The sequence below is a fragment of the Streptomyces sp. NPDC031426 genome, assembly GCF_055581585.1.
This window is the reverse complement of record NZ_JBVIJE010000021.1, coordinates 125,280-142,428: the sequence shown is the minus strand read 5'-3', so window position 1 is coordinate 142,428 and position 17,149 is coordinate 125,280. Positions and strand designations below refer to the sequence as shown.

The 17,149-nt window shown below is 67.0% G+C and carries 21 protein-coding genes and 1 pseudogene; 15 read left to right on the top strand and 7 right to left on the bottom strand.

Translation table 11 applies throughout. The features are described from left to right. Window positions 1-17: 17 nt before the first annotated feature. Window positions 18-281 carry a hypothetical protein gene (locus ACZ5NH_RS33250; RefSeq protein WP_468780574.1) on the top strand — a complete coding sequence of 88 codons (264 nt, stop codon included), beginning with the start codon at window positions 18-20 and terminating at the stop codon, window positions 279-281. 219 nt (window positions 282-500) lie between these two features. Here the strand turns inward: ACZ5NH_RS33250 and ACZ5NH_RS33245 are convergent, their stop codons facing one another. Next, window positions 501-674: a hypothetical protein gene (locus ACZ5NH_RS33245; protein WP_468780567.1), complete on the bottom strand. Its 174-nt coding sequence runs from the start codon at window positions 672-674 to the stop codon at window positions 501-503. Window positions 675-1,079: 405 nt separating this feature from the next. On the opposite strand from ACZ5NH_RS33245, the gene ACZ5NH_RS33240 reads away from it, so the two are divergent. Further along, on the top strand, window positions 1,080-2,660 hold the full coding sequence (locus ACZ5NH_RS33240) for a DUF4365 domain-containing protein (protein WP_468780565.1): 1,581 nt from the start codon (window positions 1,080-1,082) through the stop codon (window positions 2,658-2,660). Between the two features lie 443 nt (window positions 2,661-3,103). After that, a complete protein-coding gene (locus tag ACZ5NH_RS33235) occupies window positions 3,104-3,313 on the top strand; it encodes a hypothetical protein (RefSeq protein ID WP_468780563.1) in 210 nt (69 codons plus the stop codon). A gap of 1,079 nt (window positions 3,314-4,392) precedes the next feature. On the opposite strand, the gene ACZ5NH_RS33230 is transcribed toward ACZ5NH_RS33235, so the two are convergent. From ACZ5NH_RS33230 to ACZ5NH_RS33210, 5 genes and pseudogenes are all read right to left on the bottom strand, one after another. Beyond that, window positions 4,393-4,710, bottom strand: a complete 318-nt coding sequence (locus tag ACZ5NH_RS33230) for a hypothetical protein (protein WP_468780561.1) — start codon at window positions 4,708-4,710, stop codon at window positions 4,393-4,395. A gap of 195 nt (window positions 4,711-4,905) precedes the next feature. Beyond that, window positions 4,906-5,238, bottom strand: a pseudogene (locus tag ACZ5NH_RS33225) (Pycsar system effector family protein); the annotation flags it as partial. Between the two features lie 291 nt (window positions 5,239-5,529). Continuing rightward, window positions 5,530-5,766, bottom strand: a complete 237-nt coding sequence (locus ACZ5NH_RS33220) for a hypothetical protein (protein WP_468774214.1) — start codon at window positions 5,764-5,766, stop codon at window positions 5,530-5,532. A 1,681-nt stretch (window positions 5,767-7,447) separates the two neighbouring features. Continuing rightward, window positions 7,448-7,972 (bottom strand): hypothetical protein, encoded by a 525-nt coding sequence (locus ACZ5NH_RS33215; protein ID WP_468780559.1) that lies wholly within the window; start codon window positions 7,970-7,972, stop codon window positions 7,448-7,450. A gap of 376 nt (window positions 7,973-8,348) precedes the next feature. Further along, entirely contained in the window at window positions 8,349-8,813 is a 465-nt protein-coding gene (locus tag ACZ5NH_RS33210; protein WP_468780557.1) for an NUDIX hydrolase, read from the bottom strand. A gap of 18 nt (window positions 8,814-8,831) precedes the next feature. Here ACZ5NH_RS33210 and ACZ5NH_RS33205 point away from each other — a divergent pair, with 18 nt between their 5' ends. The 12 genes from ACZ5NH_RS33205 (at window position 8,832) to ACZ5NH_RS33150 (ending at window position 16,321) form a co-directional block, all read left to right on the top strand. Further along, the gene (locus ACZ5NH_RS33205) at window positions 8,832-9,611 is read left to right on the top strand and encodes a GntR family transcriptional regulator (protein WP_468780555.1); all 780 of its coding nucleotides are present in this window, start codon (window positions 8,832-8,834) and stop codon (window positions 9,609-9,611) included. Between the two features lie 138 nt (window positions 9,612-9,749). After that, window positions 9,750-10,106, top strand: a complete 357-nt coding sequence (locus ACZ5NH_RS33200) for an SCO3933 family regulatory protein (RefSeq protein WP_468780553.1) — start codon at window positions 9,750-9,752, stop codon at window positions 10,104-10,106. A 2-nt stretch (window positions 10,107-10,108) separates the two neighbouring features. Then, window positions 10,109-11,464: an FtsK/SpoIIIE domain-containing protein gene (locus ACZ5NH_RS33195; RefSeq protein WP_468780551.1), complete on the top strand. Its 1,356-nt coding sequence runs from the start codon at window positions 10,109-10,111 to the stop codon at window positions 11,462-11,464. 83 nt (window positions 11,465-11,547) lie between these two features. Beyond that, window positions 11,548-11,751 carry a hypothetical protein gene (locus ACZ5NH_RS33190; protein ID WP_468780549.1) on the top strand — a complete coding sequence of 68 codons (204 nt, stop codon included), beginning with the start codon at window positions 11,548-11,550 and terminating at the stop codon, window positions 11,749-11,751. Beyond that, window positions 11,751-12,437, top strand: a complete 687-nt coding sequence (locus tag ACZ5NH_RS33185; RefSeq protein WP_468780547.1) for a DUF2637 domain-containing protein — start codon at window positions 11,751-11,753, stop codon at window positions 12,435-12,437. Before ACZ5NH_RS33190 ends, ACZ5NH_RS33185 begins: the two co-directional genes overlap by 1 nt. 20 nt (window positions 12,438-12,457) lie before the next feature. Beyond that, window positions 12,458-12,652, top strand: a complete 195-nt coding sequence (locus tag ACZ5NH_RS33180) for a hypothetical protein (RefSeq protein ID WP_468780545.1) — start codon at window positions 12,458-12,460, stop codon at window positions 12,650-12,652. A 1-nt stretch (window position 12,653) separates the two neighbouring features. Then, window positions 12,654-12,845 carry a mobile element transfer protein gene (locus ACZ5NH_RS33175; protein WP_356131067.1) on the top strand — a complete coding sequence of 64 codons (192 nt, stop codon included), beginning with the start codon at window positions 12,654-12,656 and terminating at the stop codon, window positions 12,843-12,845. A 12-nt stretch (window positions 12,846-12,857) separates the two neighbouring features. Then, window positions 12,858-13,013 (top strand): hypothetical protein, encoded by a 156-nt coding sequence (locus ACZ5NH_RS33170; protein WP_468780543.1) that lies wholly within the window; start codon window positions 12,858-12,860, stop codon window positions 13,011-13,013. 24 nt (window positions 13,014-13,037) lie between these two features. Next, the gene (locus tag ACZ5NH_RS33165) at window positions 13,038-13,355 is read left to right on the top strand and encodes a SpdD-like protein (protein ID WP_468780541.1); all 318 of its coding nucleotides are present in this window, start codon (window positions 13,038-13,040) and stop codon (window positions 13,353-13,355) included. 127 nt (window positions 13,356-13,482) lie between these two features. Continuing rightward, on the top strand, window positions 13,483-14,859 hold the full coding sequence (gene repSA, locus ACZ5NH_RS33160; RefSeq protein WP_468780539.1) for a replication initiator protein RepSA: 1,377 nt from the start codon (window positions 13,483-13,485) through the stop codon (window positions 14,857-14,859). Window positions 14,860-14,861: 2 nt separating this feature from the next. Then, window positions 14,862-15,059, top strand: coding sequence for a helix-turn-helix transcriptional regulator (locus ACZ5NH_RS33155; RefSeq protein ID WP_067314647.1), 198 nt, complete (start codon window positions 14,862-14,864; stop codon window positions 15,057-15,059). Continuing rightward, a complete protein-coding gene (locus ACZ5NH_RS33150) occupies window positions 15,059-16,321 on the top strand; it encodes a tyrosine-type recombinase/integrase (RefSeq protein WP_468780536.1) in 1,263 nt (420 codons plus the stop codon). The genes ACZ5NH_RS33155 and ACZ5NH_RS33150 overlap by 1 nt, the downstream gene beginning before the upstream one ends. A 90-nt stretch (window positions 16,322-16,411) precedes the next feature. Here ACZ5NH_RS33150 and ACZ5NH_RS33145 read toward each other — a convergent pair whose 3' ends face one another. Beyond that, window positions 16,412-16,816, bottom strand: coding sequence for a nuclear transport factor 2 family protein (locus ACZ5NH_RS33145; protein ID WP_388627725.1), 405 nt, complete (start codon window positions 16,814-16,816; stop codon window positions 16,412-16,414). Window positions 16,817-17,149: the final 333 nt, after the last annotated feature.

The following is a 17,149-nucleotide window of genomic DNA, read 5'->3' as shown; positions in this document are numbered from 1 at the left end:
GAGTACGAGGAAGCCTTCTGGCAGAGCCAGGAGCAAACCCCGCAGTCCGCCTGAAACAAGATCACCGGACTCTACGAAACTCGGGGCAGCTCAAAGCGGTACAACTGGGAACGGCAGCCGAGCTGCTGGAGCAAGCCTCGAACATCCTCGACGACCAGGACCAGGGCCCGGAGGACCTGCGACGGTTGGCCAAGGAACTGACCGGTGCATTGCGAGACGTACTCCGCGTTGCAACCAGCCGCGGTCACCTCCTGACAGCGAGCGACCCTCATCGCTCCTGACGGGGGACGGCGCGTTTGGCGGCTACAGCCTGCTCAGTGCGGCCTGACTTGGCGGTCTTTTAAGCACGGGTCTCCCTGACCAGCGGGACAGCAGAAGCCCACGGCTCTAACCAGGTCGGATGCCGTGGGCTTCTGTCGTTGTCAGTTGGCGTCGGTTGACCTCGCACGGCGCAGGGACGGCCCAGAAATCGCGCCGGTGGTACGTGCCGGGAAGATGCATCACCTGCTGCACGCAGCGACGATGCCCAGAACCACCAAGGCCACGAAGAACATCGCTACGCAACCGCCAATGGCGCTCTCCGCCTCCGCGACGATCCCCTTGGGCTTCGGGCGGGACTTCTCGTAGTCCTGCATCCCTCGTGCTACCGCGCGCCTGATTTCGTCCTCGTCCACGGAGTCCCCCAAGCCAGCCACTGTGTTCTGAACGGCCACGGTCAACCTACCTGCTGCACCGCCGCCGCTCGCTCCATCGGCGCGCACAGTGGCTGGCACTGACCTCTTCGTCCCGAACTATCGGCCGCAGGGCCATTGAGGACCGCTGGGCTGGTCACTCGGCCGTTGACGTTCCTTGATGGTCGGCCGCGGTCGCGGAGGTTGCTGTACTCGCTGCTGTGCCGCAGCCAGTGCAGCTTCCGAGATGGACCCGGTGATCAAAGCATGCTTATGGAGTGCCCCGGTTGCCCTCCGGCCGTGGGGCTGGGCCGAGCTCCTCGGCGATGCTCGACGATCGGGCATGACGGTCGGTCTCTGCAGCTACCCTGCGTTGGGTAGCGGGACGTGTCGGGGGAGGTGCCCTTCGTGGCGACCATCAGCGCGAGCCGGAAGATCGAGCGTGCCGGAGTCAACGCTCTGCGGACGCTGCTTGAGGAACATGACCATCTCGTCCAGGAGATCGACGGGGGCGCTGATCACGGCGAAGACCTATACGTCGGGTTCGCCAGTGAGGGCCGGCGTACCGGGCACGTCATCGCTATCCAGGTGAAGAGCGGCCAGAAGTACAAGCGAGCCAACGGGTACGCCATCCCTGTCGCCGACCATCGGGATGACTGGAAGGAGAGCCGTCTCCCTGTGGTGGGCGTGGTCTATGACCGCGACGAAAAGCGACTCTTCTGGGTCAACCTCACGAAGGAATTGCGGCGTGGTAACGAAGCGACGTGGATTCAGGTTCCGCGGGCCAATGAGTTGAGCGATGGGTCTCTCCCCGGATTTATCGCTGAGCTTCAGGGGTTCATCGATGCGCAGGGTATGTGGCTCGGCAGCGAAGACGAGACGGAAGGGCAACCACCCGACGCACTCGGTGAGTCCTCCAAGGGAAAACTGAAACTCACCACCCCGCCAACCCTGTCGGAGGCTACGTCACCCGGTCCGGAGTCGAAGCAGAGGAGCACCGTCACTGCAGAGCCAAACCGGACAGGTCCGACATCCGGCCTCGACGCGGCAGTCGCTGCGTTGAAGGCCGATCGCCATCGTGCACGAGAGCGCGGCTACCAGGACGGAGTGCGCCTAGCTCCTCACCTTGGCTGGTCTGCTCTCGATGAGCTTGCCAACCGAGATTTCGACTTCGAAAGCTGGTTGGAAGGCTGGCGCAATGGGTGGCTAGACATTCAGATGGGACGAGCCCCCTCGGGTACCACGAGGCCAACGTGGCTTCCACTGCTCGCCGATCACCTCGGAGCCCTGGTGGACCCGATCGGCTACGAGCGGTGGTCTTTTACTCCGAGCAGGGCATACATCGACGGTTTCGTCGCCGGGCTTCGCACGGTGTGGCAGGACGCAGGTGCGACCATTCCGGGCGGTATATCGCCCAAGCAGCAATCTGCCAGCCCACAGTCTGCACCCACCTCCGGTGCCAGCACCGCACGGAACCATGCAGAGCAGCAGAGCAGCAGCGCTGATGCCGCACCTACAGCACCAGCAGGAGGCCAGCGGCCCTCACGCGCAGTTCCTGGAGAGGCTGTCACACCGCCGGCTGTGTGCAGCGATCAGAAGAGGCTAACCACCGTTAAAGGCGTCCTCGGGAGCATCAATTTCGACGGCGAAACCGTCACCATCCGCAAGGAGGGCTACGGCCCACGCATGAAAGGCATTCGGTCGCTCACCGTCCGAGAGATTGAGCACGTCATCGTCAAGCCAGCTACGGCGATGTTTCACGGCTACATTCAATTTGTCGTACGAGACCACCCCCCTGCGCCTGACCAACTCCTAAGCATGGCCAGCGGACGACCACACCGGGAAGACCCAGACTCAATGTCATTCACGCGCCGCGCCAACCGTGAAATCGAACACCTTAAGACGGAGATTGAGAGCGCAATCGCCACGGCGAGGGATGGCGTCCCGCCGAGTGGTTCAGCAGCGCCACGGCATAGCCCATGGTCGTGAGGCGGCCATCGTGATTGAGATCCCTGGGGACTCCCAGATCATCATCGCCCTGGACGTGTAACACGCACGTCGTGCGCGAGCCATGAGGCACATGGATCTGCTGTGGAGGCGTCCCGGTCGGGACCGCCCGCATCGACGGCAGAGGCAGATGTCAAAAGCTCCGGCAGGATCGAACCTGCGACATCCGCTTTAGGAGTTCATTCACAGCTACGCGCGTGCTGCCGCATTGCTACTCCAAGGGCTCAAGGCAGTCCCCCTGCTACCACCAAGGTTCCGGCGCGTACGCCTCTGTTGCCGTCATCTTCTGCCGTCAGGAGGCGCAAAGCACCGGGCATCCCCAAGTAGGCGTGAGCGGTCGTGGAGCTCTAGCACCGGTGGTGTCCTGGACACCTCTGGGTGACAGCATTCTCTCCTGATCAGTCGTGTTGAAGTTGGGTGAAGCCGTGACTCAGGGAGACGAAGTGGTCAAGGCCCTTCTGACGGCGATGGCGACCTTGGAGGATCTCATCCCGGTGGGGCACGACTCGCACATGGCGTTGAGCACCCTGGAAGGCATCGCCTCTGAGCTCGGCAGGATGGATTCTGGAGAGCGCCGGCAGTTCCTCGAGGCGCTGGAACGCGTGGCCTCGCAAGACCGGGACCGAGCCACCTAGATCCGGGGTCTTCCAGACGCACTGGGCCTTGATTGACCGGGTGACGGATACCTGAGCCGGGCCACGTCGGACGTGTCCGGGCATTGTTCGCATGTGCCCTGGGCAGCAAACGGCCCTCCGCGAGGGAGGGGCGCTTCTTGCATGGGCCTGCGGTCAGGCGGCGTGGGCGCCCGGTTCGCGTCTGCCTGCGATGCTGGTCCCTGCGATCTGGCACGCGTCTGCACGCCGACCCCGTAACGGTCCAGCTGGCCCAGTCGAGACTCAACTGCGGGCAGAAGGAGAGGAATAACAGTGCACTGTGCGGAACAGACATAATGCATGACCGACTCCCTTCTCCTCTCGCTAGCCGGAATGATCGGAACCCTGGTCGGTAGTGGTTTGACGGGATTCCTTGCCCTGAGGTCAGAACATGCGAGACACCAGGCTCTAGAGCGACAGGAAGAACGTCAGTCTCGCAGACAGGAGATCTTGAAAGCGCTGGACCTCCGCTTGGAGCATCACCGGTGGAGGAGAGATCATCGAAGGGAGGTCTATCAGGAATTCGCTGAAAAATCTCTGGTGGCCCGCGGGGCGGCCCTTGACTATCACAGGTCTTGCCTACAAGAAACTCCTGGATCAGAGCGTATAGCTGACCTTCGCGCGAGGGGAAGAAAAACACACAGAGATGCTGTAATGACTTCCTATGGAGTCGGGCTGCAGGGTCCTGAAGAGGTAGCGGCTAGGGCGAATGACTGTATTGCCAGTCTCCGAGACCTATTGAATTGCGCGGAAGAGCATGAAACGAGATCGACCTCAGGTCGACCGAGCGAGCGAGCTATTGCCGAAATGGAAGAGCGAATAGCGATTCGTTTCATCGACATGCAGAACAAGCTCCAACTTTTCATCGACTCGGGGCGCGTAGCCCTCGATCGGCCGATGCCACCGACTTGAGGTCTTCTTGCCTGGGTGTTGCCGGGAATCTTGGGGAGCTGGGCTTTTGCTGGTCGGGGCTGCGCTCCGGTGTGCCCAATTGGTCGTCATTGGTCGTCGGTGGGCACTGCCGAGCGACCTCGGACGGCCCAGAGACGGCCCAGCGAAGATCACTCGTCGGCCGCCAGCCACTCATCGAGCCGCACCTTGACCTGGTGGTTGTGGGCGGCGTGCCAGATGACCTCCCCACTGACGAAGGCCCCGAGGGCCGGGAGGTCCATCCCGTGCGGCATGGCCGTGATCTCGGCCAGCGCTATGGCGTTCGGCACGCCGTCTATACGTATGAAGACCCCGAAGCGCCGGCGACCGATGACCTCGCCGGTGATCCGGGCCTCGACGGGCAGAGCAGCGACGGTTGCCTCCCAGCTCTCCCGCACCAAGTCCGCGGCCGGCACTTCAGGGCCCGTGGGCCAGGCGTACTCATCCATCGGTAGATCATGACGCCCTGGAACCGGTGCTTAGAAGATGCGGGCACGCCGTGTTGGGGCGGCCAGACGGCACCCCACCGTTACCGTGTCGGGCCGCTCAGAGCCGCTGCCGTCCGTCGTCGTTGCCGTCAGCGTTGCCGTCACTGCCGTCAGCAGCTTGGCGGCGAATGCTCTGATCCCGATGCAACGCAGCGATCAAGCGTTAACGGCGGTGATCATGGCCGCCACGGCGAGAAACCCTAGCCCGGACAGCACGAGGTCGACCGCGAGGCGAATCCGAGCGTATTTGGTCCGTGCCGAGGCCGCGAGCACCTTCACCAACGTCAGTTGCTGGCCAGCAGCCAGCTGTCGTAGGAGCTCTTCGTCGGTGAGATTCGACCACTGCGGCCACCCTGTACCGCCCAACTGAGGGCGTACGGCAAGCAGCAAGACCACGGTGGCGGCCAGGAGCGCGACCACACCGACCGCGCCCACCGCCAGGGCGGGGGACGGAATGTGCCCGCCGACGCCCAGGGAGACAAGTGCGGCGAGCGCCGCACCGGCCTTCTTGGCCGTCCGGGACGGTTACGCTGTGCGCGACTAGGTCGCACAGGTGGTGATGTGTTCTGGTTGGACCGCATCCTTCGATCGCGGGGGCGATGCACCGGACGTCGATAGCCAGGTCCACCGGGACAGAGAGGGGCGCCTTGGGGAGCGCCACCGCCGGCCCGTCTCTCCCAACGGGCCGGCACATGGATCCGGGCGCCCGTGGGGGTCGGGCACCCGGATCCACCCTTCGCTAGTCCTTGTCAGGGGTTTACGGCTCACTGCTGCTGAGGCTCAGTCCCAGCCCCAGCCACCGCCCCAGCCGCCGCCCCAGCCCCAGCCGCCGCCATCGCCCCAGCCCCAGCCGCCGCCGCAACCCCCACCGCCGTCGTGGTGGTAGGAGACGACGTTCTGGGGTGCAGCGGTGGTGGTAGCTGCGTGGGCGGCCCCAGCTCCGGCGGCGAGGGCCAGGATCGGCGCCGAGCAGATGACGATTGCCACTCTCTTGATACGGGTTGTTTGCGCGCGCATGATGCGCACCTCTCCGGAGGGTGTTTGGTTCTCCGGCGGCCTCCACATGTCGGCCGCCCGCGCTCAGAGCCTGCGCGTAGCTCCGGCGCTACCCGCCGCCCACGAGACGCGGTCGTGCGGCGGCCGTCACTTCCGATAAGAAACCGGTATAAGTGGCTTATGTCCTGAATCTACGACCAGATCGCCGGGCAGTCAAAGAAAGAATAGGTTGAGGGGAAACGGGCCCGGTCCGGAGCGCCAGCGGTGACGTGGCACACCCTAGGCTGGCCACCTATCCAGGTGTGATGCCGCCGGCCGAGTACTGAGTACTGAGTCGCGTGGCGGTCGTGAGGTGAGGGGGCAGAGCCAGTGGACTCTGTGTGGACCACAACCCCCGTACGGCCGCCGAGGCCGGTAGGGCTATAGCCGCTCCGCCCCAGGTGGGACGGGGCCGAGGTGGGTTGCCCGAGCGGCCTAAGGGAACGGTCTTGAAATCTGCCGGCTCAGCCTTCCCAGGTTCGAATCCTGGCGCCGCCACGCTAGTGGAGATCGGCCCCTGACCAGCGCGTATGGTCGGGGGCCGATCGCTTTTCTGATCACTGCGGCTCCCCGTGGTTCCCCGCCTCTTCGGGCACGCAGCGGGCACGACCCCGCATGCGCCTGCCACTCTCGGCCCACTCCATTTCGGCACGTTTGCGGCCAGCCGCGGTGATTTGATCCCGCTGTGCGGGTGCGATCAGTAGTCGAAGAAGTGACGGGGCGGGTGTCCGACCTGTGGCCTTGGAATCGGTCAACGCTGCGACCTGCGCCTTAGCTGTCAGTGGCTCTCAGCGTTGGTCGTCGCGGAGCGTCCCCGCACGGCCCAGAGACGGCCCAAGCGGGGACGCGGCCTGCTGCCCGGGCGCGCGACGAGCGCACGCCTACTTCAGCCAACAAGATCGTGCAGCGCATACCTACGACCGGCTGAGCCGGCCTCCCATCCGCGCCCACTTTTCGAGGCAAAAGCCGCATATCAGGATGCAGAGGCCCGTCAATCCTGCGATGTTGCGGAACATGTCCCAGTGCCGATGGGCGGCGAGAAGCACGATCGACCACCCAAGCCCCATCAGGATGACGCCAAACCCCCAGATCCGGGGCGACTCGACACGGCCCTTGAGCCGAGGGAGTAGCCAGCCGCGGAGCACTGCCACTCCGCCCGGTATCAGCGTGATCGCCAAGGCAGCTCCGAGAGCGGCCCACCCGTAAGCGTCCATGACGAACGCCTCTCCTCGGAAGATCGTCGACGCAGCTCCATGCCGCGCGAGCGGATCATGCCACGATCCTTGGTGTGGGGGGAACGGCAAGGAAGTGGGTGCGATCTTCGGCGCAGGTCAGAGGCGAAAGTAGGTGCTGCAGCTCATCGCGCAATAACACGGCCCTTCAAGTGGCGGGCGAAGAGCAAACAGCGCAAGGTCTGCGGAGCGGCTTTGGGCTGGAGTTTCATGACGGAGTCAAGGACTCGTAGGGCACCCGAGCAGTTCTTCTGGAAGTGGTGACCCAAGTCTGCCACGTGGGGCGGTCTACTGTAGGGCCCTTTGTGACCTGCACGGATGCCGGGACTAGTTGTCATCATCTGTCAACGTCGGTTCGCCTCGGACGGCCCAGAGACGGCCCAACATCCTGGCAGTACGCAGCACCTGGTGTCCTCGGCCACGATGCGGGCTCAGTTAGTGATCAGTGGAGCGTAGGGCTCAGCCTCCGGCGTGAACATGAGGACGAAGTCCTTTCCGATCCCTACGGCAACTGCACGCAAGCGAGCCAAGGCGTCTGCCTCAGTGGGAAGGTCGAGGCCAAGAGCTGCAGCGGCGCGGTCCCTTCCGGCCGCAAGATCGGGCATGTCATCTAGGTACTCAGCCGCAAGCTCTCGGCTCTCCTCTGCGGTGAACACCCGGCAGTCGCGCCACCATGGGGCTACCAACAGGAGCCGCAGGAGTTCGGGCAGGCCGATCGCCACCAGTGCTGCTCTTCCTTCGGAGTCCGCGTACAGGATCGGACGTTCCTCGCCACCCTCACCGCAGAAGAAGTACGTGCCACCAGCTCCGTCGCCCGCGAATCCCTCCAGTGCAGCGCCCGAGGCCAGGTGGACATCCTCGACATGGTCTCCTCGGTCCAAGTCGAAGTCGCCCGGCCAGGCGAGGAAACGAGCGGCCTGGTCATTTTCACGGACAGCTCGGATCAGCGATTGCATGTGCGGCACCCTACTGGCGCACGGATGACGCGTGAGGTCGGCGTAGCGACTTTGGCCGGGAGCTGCTTTGGCGCGAGTGATCATGGCCCCTTACGCTGGCCCGCGGATCGGGCAGGCTTGTGGACCTGCCCGTTAGTGCCCGATGTGGGGCCATGATCTGCGAGGCTCGCGCCAAAGTGGCTGGCTAAAGTCGCGGAGCCGACCGCCCCAGCCACGACGTGTTCTGACCTCATGCACTGTGTGCCTGCCTCTTGGGCGGGAGCGGGCGGCCGGCGGTGCCGAGCGGGGCGGAGACATGAGCGCGGGCGCCGCCGGCCGCCCGCGCCCGCCCGGAGGAGCGAAGCGACGACGGGGGCTTGATAATGGAGAGAAGGTTTTATCCCGCTGGGATGAGGCGCTTCCCGTCGTGGCTGCGTACGTGGGGGCCGTTGCCGTCCAAGGCATCCAGGAGCCTGACTGCGAAGACCTCGGCCATGCGCTCACTGACCTCTTCGGGTGTGAGCCAGGAGACGGCCGTCGACTCACTTGAGGTGCGTTCGATGCCGCCGGAGGGCTTGCAGCGGAAGACCAGGGCCACGATGCCGCGGATGAGGTTCTTGTAGACGCCGGTCAGTTCGTCGACCTCGACGTGGATGCCGGTCTCCTCCAGGACCTCGCGGGCTACGCCGGCCTCGGGTGTCTCGTCGAGTTCGAGGATGCCGCCCGGGAGTTCCCAGGTGCCGTTGTCGGCTCGGCGGATCGCCAGGAGGCGGCCGTCCTCGCGCACCACCACTCCAGCCACGGATACGGAGTGCAGGGGAGACGGGGTCGCTTCCTGTGCTTGACTCATGTAGAGGAGCATAGGAGGCAGAGAAGGACTATGGGAACTGCTGCTGGAGGGGTCGGGTCCGGACCTCGGTACGTGCAGATCGCGGACGAGATCGTGCAACAGATCCGGGCAGGAGTTCTCAAGCCTGGTGACATGGTGCCGAGTGAGTCTGAGCTGGTCGAGCGCTACGGCGTGTCCGGTGGGACGATCCGTAAGGCCATGGTCGAGGTGCGGGCAAGTGGGCTCGTCGAGACCCGACACGGCAAGGGCTCGATCGTGAAGAACCGGCCTCCGGTTCGGCACCGCTCCTCCGATCGCTTCCGGCGCTCGCTCCGGCAGGGCGGGCAGGCGGCTTACCTTGCGGAGTCCGCCCAGTCCGGCGCCACCGCCAAGGTCAGCGTTCTGTACATCGGGCCCATGGAGGCGCCCGAGGATGCGGCCCAGCGACTGGGCGTCCCGGTCGGCACGCAAGTGCTGGCTCGCCGGCGTCTCTACTTCCGTAACGGCACCCCGGTCGAGACCGCGACGTCGTACCTGCCCTGGGACGTCGTGAAGGACATCCCGGAGCTGTTCGCCGAGAACCCCGGCGGCGGTGGCATCTACGCCCGACTCGAAGACCACGGGCATGAGTTCGCGGAGTTCGTCGAGACGCTGCAAGCGCGGCCGGCCTCCAAGGTGGAAGCCTCGGAGCTGGCACTGAGTCCGGGCGCGCCCGTGGTTCATCTGATCCGTGAGGCCCGTACGACTGCGGGTCTCGTGGTCGAGGTGTGCGACACCCTCATGGCCGCTGACCAGTTCGTTTTCGAGTACCGGATCCCTGCCGCCGACTGACGCGCACTCAACTGTCCGTGGCCCGTCACGAGTTCTTTTTCGTGGCGGGTTGACTCATGTACAGGAGTCAGGCACTCTTCTTCATGTCACTCATATACATGAGTGACGGAGTTCAGCATCTATAGAGGAGTGATCTCAGTGCGTCAGATTCCCGTCGACACCAACGGCGCCGTCGTGATGGTCGCCAAGTCCCCGCAGGTCAAGGTCCGCGACCGCCGTACCGGCGAGATCGCCACCGACGCCGAGACCGGGGCGAAGCTGATGACGGTCGACGTGATGTTCGCGGCGAACGAGGAGGTAGAGATCCTCTCCATCACCGTCCCGGAGCCCGGCATCACCGGCGAGTTGGCCATGGGCACGCCGGTCGCGCTGACCGGCCTGATCGCCCGGCCGTGGGAGAACGACTTCAACGGCCAGAAGCGGCACGGCATCGCGTTCCGCGCGGTCGCGGTCACCTCGCTCGCCGATGCCGCCGCAGGGCCCAAGGCGGCCTGATCATGACCGGCTTCACGGTCGCCCTGGTGCTGGTCGCCGCCGCCGTAGGTGTTCTGCGGTGGCGGCGCCCCGCCTGGTACTGGTTGACCTTCGGAGTCACGCTGGCCGTGGTGCGGGTCCTGGTCCGGTACGGCTCCGTCATGGACGCGTGCGGGTTAACCGTGCCGCCCGCACGTTGGCGGCTCGCCCTCGCCCGTGCCTCCAACCGGCCGATACCGGGGCCCCGCGCCCCGCGCATCCTGCGACTGCGGCCGACTCGTACCGGGCTGATCCTGCGGCTCAAGCTCCGGCCGGGGCAGGACGCCTTTGACATCGCCGCAGCTTCGGACCGGCTCCGGCACTCGTTCTCGATGTACGGGGTGACCTCGCGGGAGCTGCGCTCCGGCGTCGTAGAGGTGCGGATGACCGGCTACGACGTGCTCAAGCGGGTGCAGATGCCGACCGAGACCGACACCCGGCCGATGCGGGTGCCGGTCGCGCTGCGGCAGGACGGCTCGGTGCACTACCGCGACTACCGGGCGATACCCCACGCCCTCACCCTCGGGGCTACGGAGTCCGGCAAGTCTGTCTATCAACGCAACCTGGTCGCCGGGCTCGCCCCGATGGACGTGGCCCTCGTCGGCATCGACTGCAAACAGGGGGTTGAACTGTTCCCACTGGCCCGCCGGTTTTCCGCGCTGGCCGACGATCCCGACACCGCCGCCGAAGTGCTTGATGCACTCGTGGTCCGGATGGGGCGCATCTATCAGCTCATCCGGGCTCAGCAGCGCATCGCCGCCGACGTGCCGGACGCGGAGATCGCCGCCGACATCTGGGACCTGCCGACCGATCTGCGTCCGACCCCGGTCGTGGTCCTGGTCGACGAGGTTGCCGAACTCGCCCTGTACGCCAACAAGGAGGAGGAGAAGCGCCGGGACCGCATCATCACCGCCCTGGTCCGCCTCGCCCAGCTCGGCCGCGCGGCCGGCATCTACCTCGAAATCTGCGGACAGCGCTTCGGCTCCGAACTCGGCAAGGGCATCACCATGCTCCGCGCCCAGCTCACCGGCCGTACCGCCCACCGCGTCAATGACGAGACGTCCGCCAACATGGCCTTCGGCGACATCGCCCCGGACGCCGTACTCGCCGCCATCCAGATCCCGGCCGAGATGCGGGGGCTCGCCATCGCGGGCGACTCCTCCGGAGGATGGCACCGCATCCGTGCCCCGCACACCTCGCTCCGCCAGGCCGTGAATATCTGCAACCGGTACGCCGACCGGACGCCGGACCTGCCCGAGCTGGCCCTGTTCCAGCCGGTCCTCTCCACCACGGCTGCCGTTCCTGTGTCGCTGACCAAGGCTTCCTCAGACGCCGTCTGATCTCTCTCGGATCCCCACCGGTCGGCGCGACCGCCTTCGCGCCAGGTCCCTACCCCCGCCATGCCCAAAGAAGGGAACTCGCCGTGTGCCCAAACTGCGAGGACTTCACGCGGACCGTGCTCCTGCTCGGTCAACTCGCCTTGTACGCCGACATGGTTGGCGCCGACCTCGACTTCGTGGAAGCCGTCAGCTCGTCCCTCGCCGTCTCGCTGCCCGAGCCCCCGTCCGGCACGTTCCCGCCCGGCTACGACCCCGACGGCGGCCCTGCCTACCCCGGTGACTCCTGATGGCTGCCCGTCACGGCCTCCGGGTCGATGCGGTGCTGGTTCAGGCTGTCATCGCCGGTGCCCTGTCCTTCGCTCACCTGCACGATCTGGCCTCCGCTGCCGGACAAAACGGGTGGAAGGCCTGGGCCTACCCGGTCAGTGTCGACCTGCTCTTGGTCGCCGCCTGGCGGCGCCTGCGCAGTGAGGGCCCGTCTCGGCTGGCCTGGTGCTGGTTCCTCGTCGCGCTGTTCGCCTCACTCGGCGCCAACGTCGCCACGGCCGGGTTCCTGGACCTCGCCGACCCGCCCGCCCTGCTCCGCCTCGGCATCGCCGGATGGCCCGCGCTCGCCTTCCTCGGCGGAACGCTCCTCGCGCACTCGTCGGCTGCGGAGTCGGGGCCGGTACCGCCGGCATCTGTCGCGGACGCGGAGGAGGTCGTGTCTCCGGCCGAGCAGCCGGGCCCGGACGCCGAACACGCCTCGGCCACGGAGCCCTTGCCCGAGCCTGGCGCGGCCCCTGCCTCTCCAGCCTCGGTTCCCGCACCGGCCCCTTCTCCTCCGGTCCCCGCCGTCCTGCTCGATCACGCCCGCAAGGTCGCCGACGAGTACCGCACCCGCACCGGCTCCCCCATCGACACGGACACCCTGCGCTCTCGCCTCGGCGTCCCGCCCCATCTCGCCGACGCCATCGCCGCCCACCTCACCTGACCAGCAACAGAGGAAGACCGATGACCCGCGACCCGGCCGACCTGACGGCCTGCGACTACCTCGACGGCGCCCGCGAGATGGCTGCCGCCAACCGGCCCTACCTCGCTCACCTACTCGCTGAGGAAGCCGCCCGCCTCACCGCCGACCCGGCCACGGCCGCCGGTATCCGCGCCAGCTTCCCTGCCCCGACCACGGCCCGAGAGGAGAACGACTGACATGCCCGCCCGCGACCACTTCCACTCCGTGATGCGTATCGGCCCGGTGCAGATCGGCACGCACCGCGACCGCAACGGCCAGACCAAGCACGCCGCCGTGTGCAGCTCCGACGGCTGCGGCTGGTCCGCCGACTACTCCAGCCAGTCCGCGGCCCAGCTCGCCGCCCGAACCCACCGCTGCCGCATCCGCTAGGAGGTCACCGCCATGCAGGTCCCCCTCTGGTTCGCGCTGCTCGTCGTCGGCTACCTCGGCGTCAAACTCGTCCGCCCGCCCGCCTGGCTCATCGCCGTACTCCTGCTCGGCGGCTTCCTCCTCGCCGACAGCGTCCTCGCCCCGGCCATCAAAGCCCTCGTCAAGTAGCCCGCCCGCGAGAGGAGATCACCCATGTTCCGCCCGAAGATCCCCACCATGCCGATGCCGACGGGCCTCGCCACCCCGCCCGCTGTCATCGAGCCGACCACCGTCACCCGGACCGCAGAGACCCCGCCGGCCACCACGCCGACTCCGGCGCCGTCCCCGTCCACGGTCCAGCTCACCCCGGGCACCGCGCTCGCACTAGTCGGCGGCGGCACGGCCGTCGTCCTGGTCGTCGGCGCCGTCCTGGTCTCCCTGCTCCTGGCGGTCGCCATCACCGGCGCCTCGGTCGCAGTCTGCGCCGTCGTCCTGCGCTCCCTGCTCGCCTCCGACGCCAAGCGTCGCTGACCGGCACCCGGGCGGCCTCGATACCGCCAAGCATCCGCCGCCCGGGCGCCGTCCCTGTCCGATCTCGCAACCGGAAGGAACCCCAAGCATGGCCCACCGCGCCTCACCCGCGACACCGAGTGCGCCCATGCCCGACACATTGCTTGACCCGATCACCCTCGGCGACGTGCTTCGGGTGGCCTCAGCCTCCGACTACGCCCGCTGGGAGGACCAGATCCGCCGCACCGGCGGCTGCTCCGACCCGATCCACCTCACCGGCTGGGTACTCCACAAGGACAAGACCAGCGGCGAGACCCTGCACCACTACTCCACCGAGAAGGAGCCGGGCGGCCGCCTCCGCCTCGCCTGCGGCAACCGTCGCGCCTCCCGCTGCCCGTCCTGCGCCTGGACCTACGCGGGCGACACCTACCACCTGATCCGCGCTGGACTGGCCGGGGACGACCGCCGCGACATCCCCGCCACCGTCCGCGATCACCCGCGCGTCTTCGCCACCCTCACGGCTCCCTCGTTCGGCCCGGTCCACAACGGTCCCGATCACGGCGCCTGCCGCTGCGGCACCCCGCACGCGCCCGACGCTCCAGAGCTGGGCACCGCCCTCGACCCGGACAGCTACGATTACGCGGGCGCCGTGCTGTTCAACAACTACGCCGGACAGCTCTGGCAGCGCTTCACCACGCGACTCCGCCGTGAACTCGCCGCCCGCGCAGGCATGCCTCGACGCGAACTCGCCGAACACCTTCGCGTCTCGTACGGCAAGGTCGCCGAGTTCCAGAAGCGCGGGGCCCTGCACTTCCACGCCGTCGTACGTCTCGACGGCCCGGAGGGGCCCGGAACGCCACCGCCCGCCTGGGCCACGGTCGACCTCCTCACCGACGCCGTACGTGCCGCCGCAGCGCACTCGTACACGTCCGTGTCGGTCCCGGCTGCCGGTGACGAGCCCGCCCGTACCTTCCGCTGGGGCCGACAGCTCGACGTCCGCCCGGTCAAGGCCTTCGGCGACGGCTCAGACATCACCGAACAGGCCGTCGCCTCGTACGTGGCCAAGTACGCGACCAAGGCCGCCGAGAACACCGGCACCCTGGACCGCCGCATCGGCGAACTCGCCGAACTCGACCGCCACCAGGTCCCGGACCACACCCGGCGGCTCATCACCGCGTGCCGCGACCTGGACAGCCTCTACCCGGACCGGCGCCTCTGGGCTTGGGCCCACATGCTCGGCTTCCGCGGGCACTTCTCGTCCAAGTCGCGCACCTACTCCACCACCCTCGGCGCCCTCCGCCAGGAACGCGCCGAGTACCGCGCCGCCCAAGAGGCATCCGTCCTCGGCCTCGACGAGCGAGAGCCGGACACCGTCCTCGTCCTGGCGGACTGGCAGTACGCCGGCCACGGCCACACGCCGGGTGAAGCCGCCCTCGCCGCAACCATCGCGCGCGACCTCCAGACCAACCGCGAGACCGCCCGCGACGCCCTTGCCGACCAGCTCAACGCCGAAAGGGAGTGCTGACCATGGCCGCAGAGCTTCCGAACCGGTTCCTGACCCCTGAGGACCTGGTCGAGATGTTCGAACTCCCCAGTGTCGAGACGGTCTACCAGTGGCGCCGCAAGCACACCGGTCCACGCGGCTTCCGTGTCGGGCGGCATCTCCGCTTCGACCCAACCGACGTGCGGGCCTGGGTGGACACCCAGCTGGGGGAGGCCGCCTGATGGCCGGACACGTTCAGGACCGCTGGTACAGGACCGAGGTCGGCGCGAACGGCAAGCCGCACAGGGTCAAGACCGAGCGCTACGGCACCGGCATGCGCTACCGGGCCCGCTACATCGGCCCGGACGGCACGGAGAAGTCCAAGAGCTTCCCTGACAAGCAGAAGAGGTTGGCAGAGAAGTGGCTGACCAACATCGAAGCCGACATGGCGCGCGGGCAGTACATCGACCCGCAAGCGGCCCGGACAACGTTCCGGGAGTACACGGATCGCTGGCTCGGGTCGCTCACGACCGATCTGACGAGCCGGGCTGCCGTCGAGGGCCGACTACGCTTGCACGCTCTGCCCTACTTCGGCACCCGCCCCATCGGCTCGTTCCAACCCGAGCACATCCGCGACTGGAACCGCCAGCTCGAAGACGCCGTGGCGTCAGCCCAGTACCGGCGCCTCATCTTCGACGCCGTCTCCTCCGTCCTGAACGCGGCCGTGGATGACCGCCTGCTGGCCTCGAACCCCTGCCGGGCCCGATCGGTCAAGGCGCCCCGTCCGACGCCGACACGCGTGCACCCGTGGTCTGCTGAACAGGTCTTCGGCGTACGGGCTGGCCTCCCCGAGCGATACATGGCCATGGTCGACCTCGGCGCCGGATGCGGTCTTCGACAGGGCGAGATCTTCGGCCTGGCCGTCGACAACATCGGGGACCTCGGCTGGCTGTACGTCCGCCAGCAAGTGAAGAAGGTCCGCGGCACGCTCGTCTTCGCCCCGCCCAAGCGTGGCAAGCTCCGTGACGTCCCCCTTGACCCCGAGGTGTCGGCCGCTCTCCGCGAGCACATGGAGCGCTTCCCGCCCGTCGAGGTGAGCTTGCCCTGGCTGACACCGACTGGCCCCAAGGTCACACACCGCCTCGTCTTCACGAGCGGCATCGGCGCTGCCATCTGGAGCCAGGGGTTCAACGACCAGGCATGGAAGCCTGCTTTGGCCTCGGCCGGCATCATCCCGACTCCGGAGAAGGGCCAGCGCTACGCGGCGGCTCGCGAACACGGCATGCACGCCCTCCGCCACTTCTACGCCTCGGTCCTCCTGGACGCCGGTGAGAACATCAAGGCGCTGAGGCTCTACCTCGGCCACAGCGACCCGGGGTTCACCCTCCGCGTCTACACGCACCTCATGCCGTCCAGCGAGACACGGACCCGGAAAGCCATCTCCGCGATGTACCAGGCCGCCGGTCACGCTCATGACGGCCCGGAGACGGCCAAGGCTGCCTGAGTTGGCCCCTCATCGGTGGGAAACCTGCCGATGAGGGGTTTCTTTGTGTCCTGACTCGGCGAACCCATGATTGCCGAGCCAGGCCAGGGATCAGGCTCCAGCGATGGTCCGGCCCGGCATCGGCTCCGCAAGCGCGGCCCTCCAAGCTGGCGCGTCGAAGGGGTCGGCGAAGTACTGCGTCTCGTGCACCACGTGCTGGTCAGCGAATTCCATGATGCTCAACGAGTACGAAGGCACACCGTCGTAGGTGATGACGCATTCGCTCACCCACAGATTCGCATGGCCTGTGATCCGCTGGACGGTGAAGTGCCGCTCGGCCGGGTGCCCGCCGCGTTGCGCGGAAATCGTCGCGCGGCCCCGGAACCGCTCACCTGACTGCGGGTAGTCCAGAATTGCGTCCGTGGCGTAGATAGCATGCTCGGCTTCGGTGTTCCCGCGTTCCGAGGCCCGCCAGTGCTCCTCGATCGCGGCCCTGGTCCGGGAGTCAGCATCCATGGCACCGTCCTTCCGTAGCGGCGCCAGCCTAGGCACTCCGGGCCGCAACCGACCCAGGGCCAGGCGGACATGGGCGGCCAAGTCCTCCCTTTGGCTGGATCGGGGAGGGCGGCCGACTTCCCTGGAACGGTGTCGGATTACCGTCACCTGCCCGTCATGCGTGCCGATCTCGGCCTCTGAAGCGTCGCGGGCAAGCCACCCGCAATCGACCCCTGAAGCGTCTCTCCCCGACCGACGGCCCACAGACGGCCCAAGCCGCCCGACACAGCCCCTCATTGGCGAAGAAACCGCTGGTGAGGGCCTTTTCATGCCCTCCCCTGGCAAGTAACACCC

Coding starts and splice junctions, on each gene's coding strand:
- ACZ5NH_RS33230 (WP_468780561.1), bottom strand. CDS start 4,710: ATGGATGAGTACGCCTGGCCCACGGGCCCTGAAGTGCCGGCCGCGGAC.
- ACZ5NH_RS33220 (WP_468774214.1), bottom strand. CDS start 5,766: ATGCGCGCGCAAACAACCCGTATCAAGAGAGTGGCAATCGTCATCTGC.
- ACZ5NH_RS33215 (WP_468780559.1), bottom strand. CDS start 7,972: ATGCAATCGCTGATCCGAGCTGTCCGTGAAAATGACCAGGCCGCTCGT.
- ACZ5NH_RS33210 (WP_468780557.1), bottom strand. CDS start 8,813: ATGCTCCTCTACATGAGTCAAGCACAGGAAGCGACCCCGTCTCCCCTG.
- ACZ5NH_RS33205 (WP_468780555.1), top strand. CDS start 8,832: ATGGGAACTGCTGCTGGAGGGGTCGGGTCCGGACCTCGGTACGTGCAG.
- ACZ5NH_RS33195 (WP_468780551.1), top strand. CDS start 10,109: ATGACCGGCTTCACGGTCGCCCTGGTGCTGGTCGCCGCCGCCGTAGGT.
- ACZ5NH_RS33185 (WP_468780547.1), top strand. CDS start 11,751: ATGGCTGCCCGTCACGGCCTCCGGGTCGATGCGGTGCTGGTTCAGGCT.
- ACZ5NH_RS33180 (WP_468780545.1), top strand. CDS start 12,458: ATGACCCGCGACCCGGCCGACCTGACGGCCTGCGACTACCTCGACGGC.
- ACZ5NH_RS33175 (WP_356131067.1), top strand. CDS start 12,654: ATGCCCGCCCGCGACCACTTCCACTCCGTGATGCGTATCGGCCCGGTG.
- ACZ5NH_RS33170 (WP_468780543.1), top strand. CDS start 12,858: ATGCAGGTCCCCCTCTGGTTCGCGCTGCTCGTCGTCGGCTACCTCGGC.
- ACZ5NH_RS33165 (WP_468780541.1), top strand. CDS start 13,038: ATGTTCCGCCCGAAGATCCCCACCATGCCGATGCCGACGGGCCTCGCC.
- repSA (WP_468780539.1), top strand. CDS start 13,483: ATGCCCGACACATTGCTTGACCCGATCACCCTCGGCGACGTGCTTCGG.
- ACZ5NH_RS33155 (WP_067314647.1), top strand. CDS start 14,862: ATGGCCGCAGAGCTTCCGAACCGGTTCCTGACCCCTGAGGACCTGGTC.
- ACZ5NH_RS33150 (WP_468780536.1), top strand. CDS start 15,059: ATGGCCGGACACGTTCAGGACCGCTGGTACAGGACCGAGGTCGGCGCG.
- ACZ5NH_RS33145 (WP_388627725.1), bottom strand. CDS start 16,816: ATGGATGCTGACTCCCGGACCAGGGCCGCGATCGAGGAGCACTGGCGG.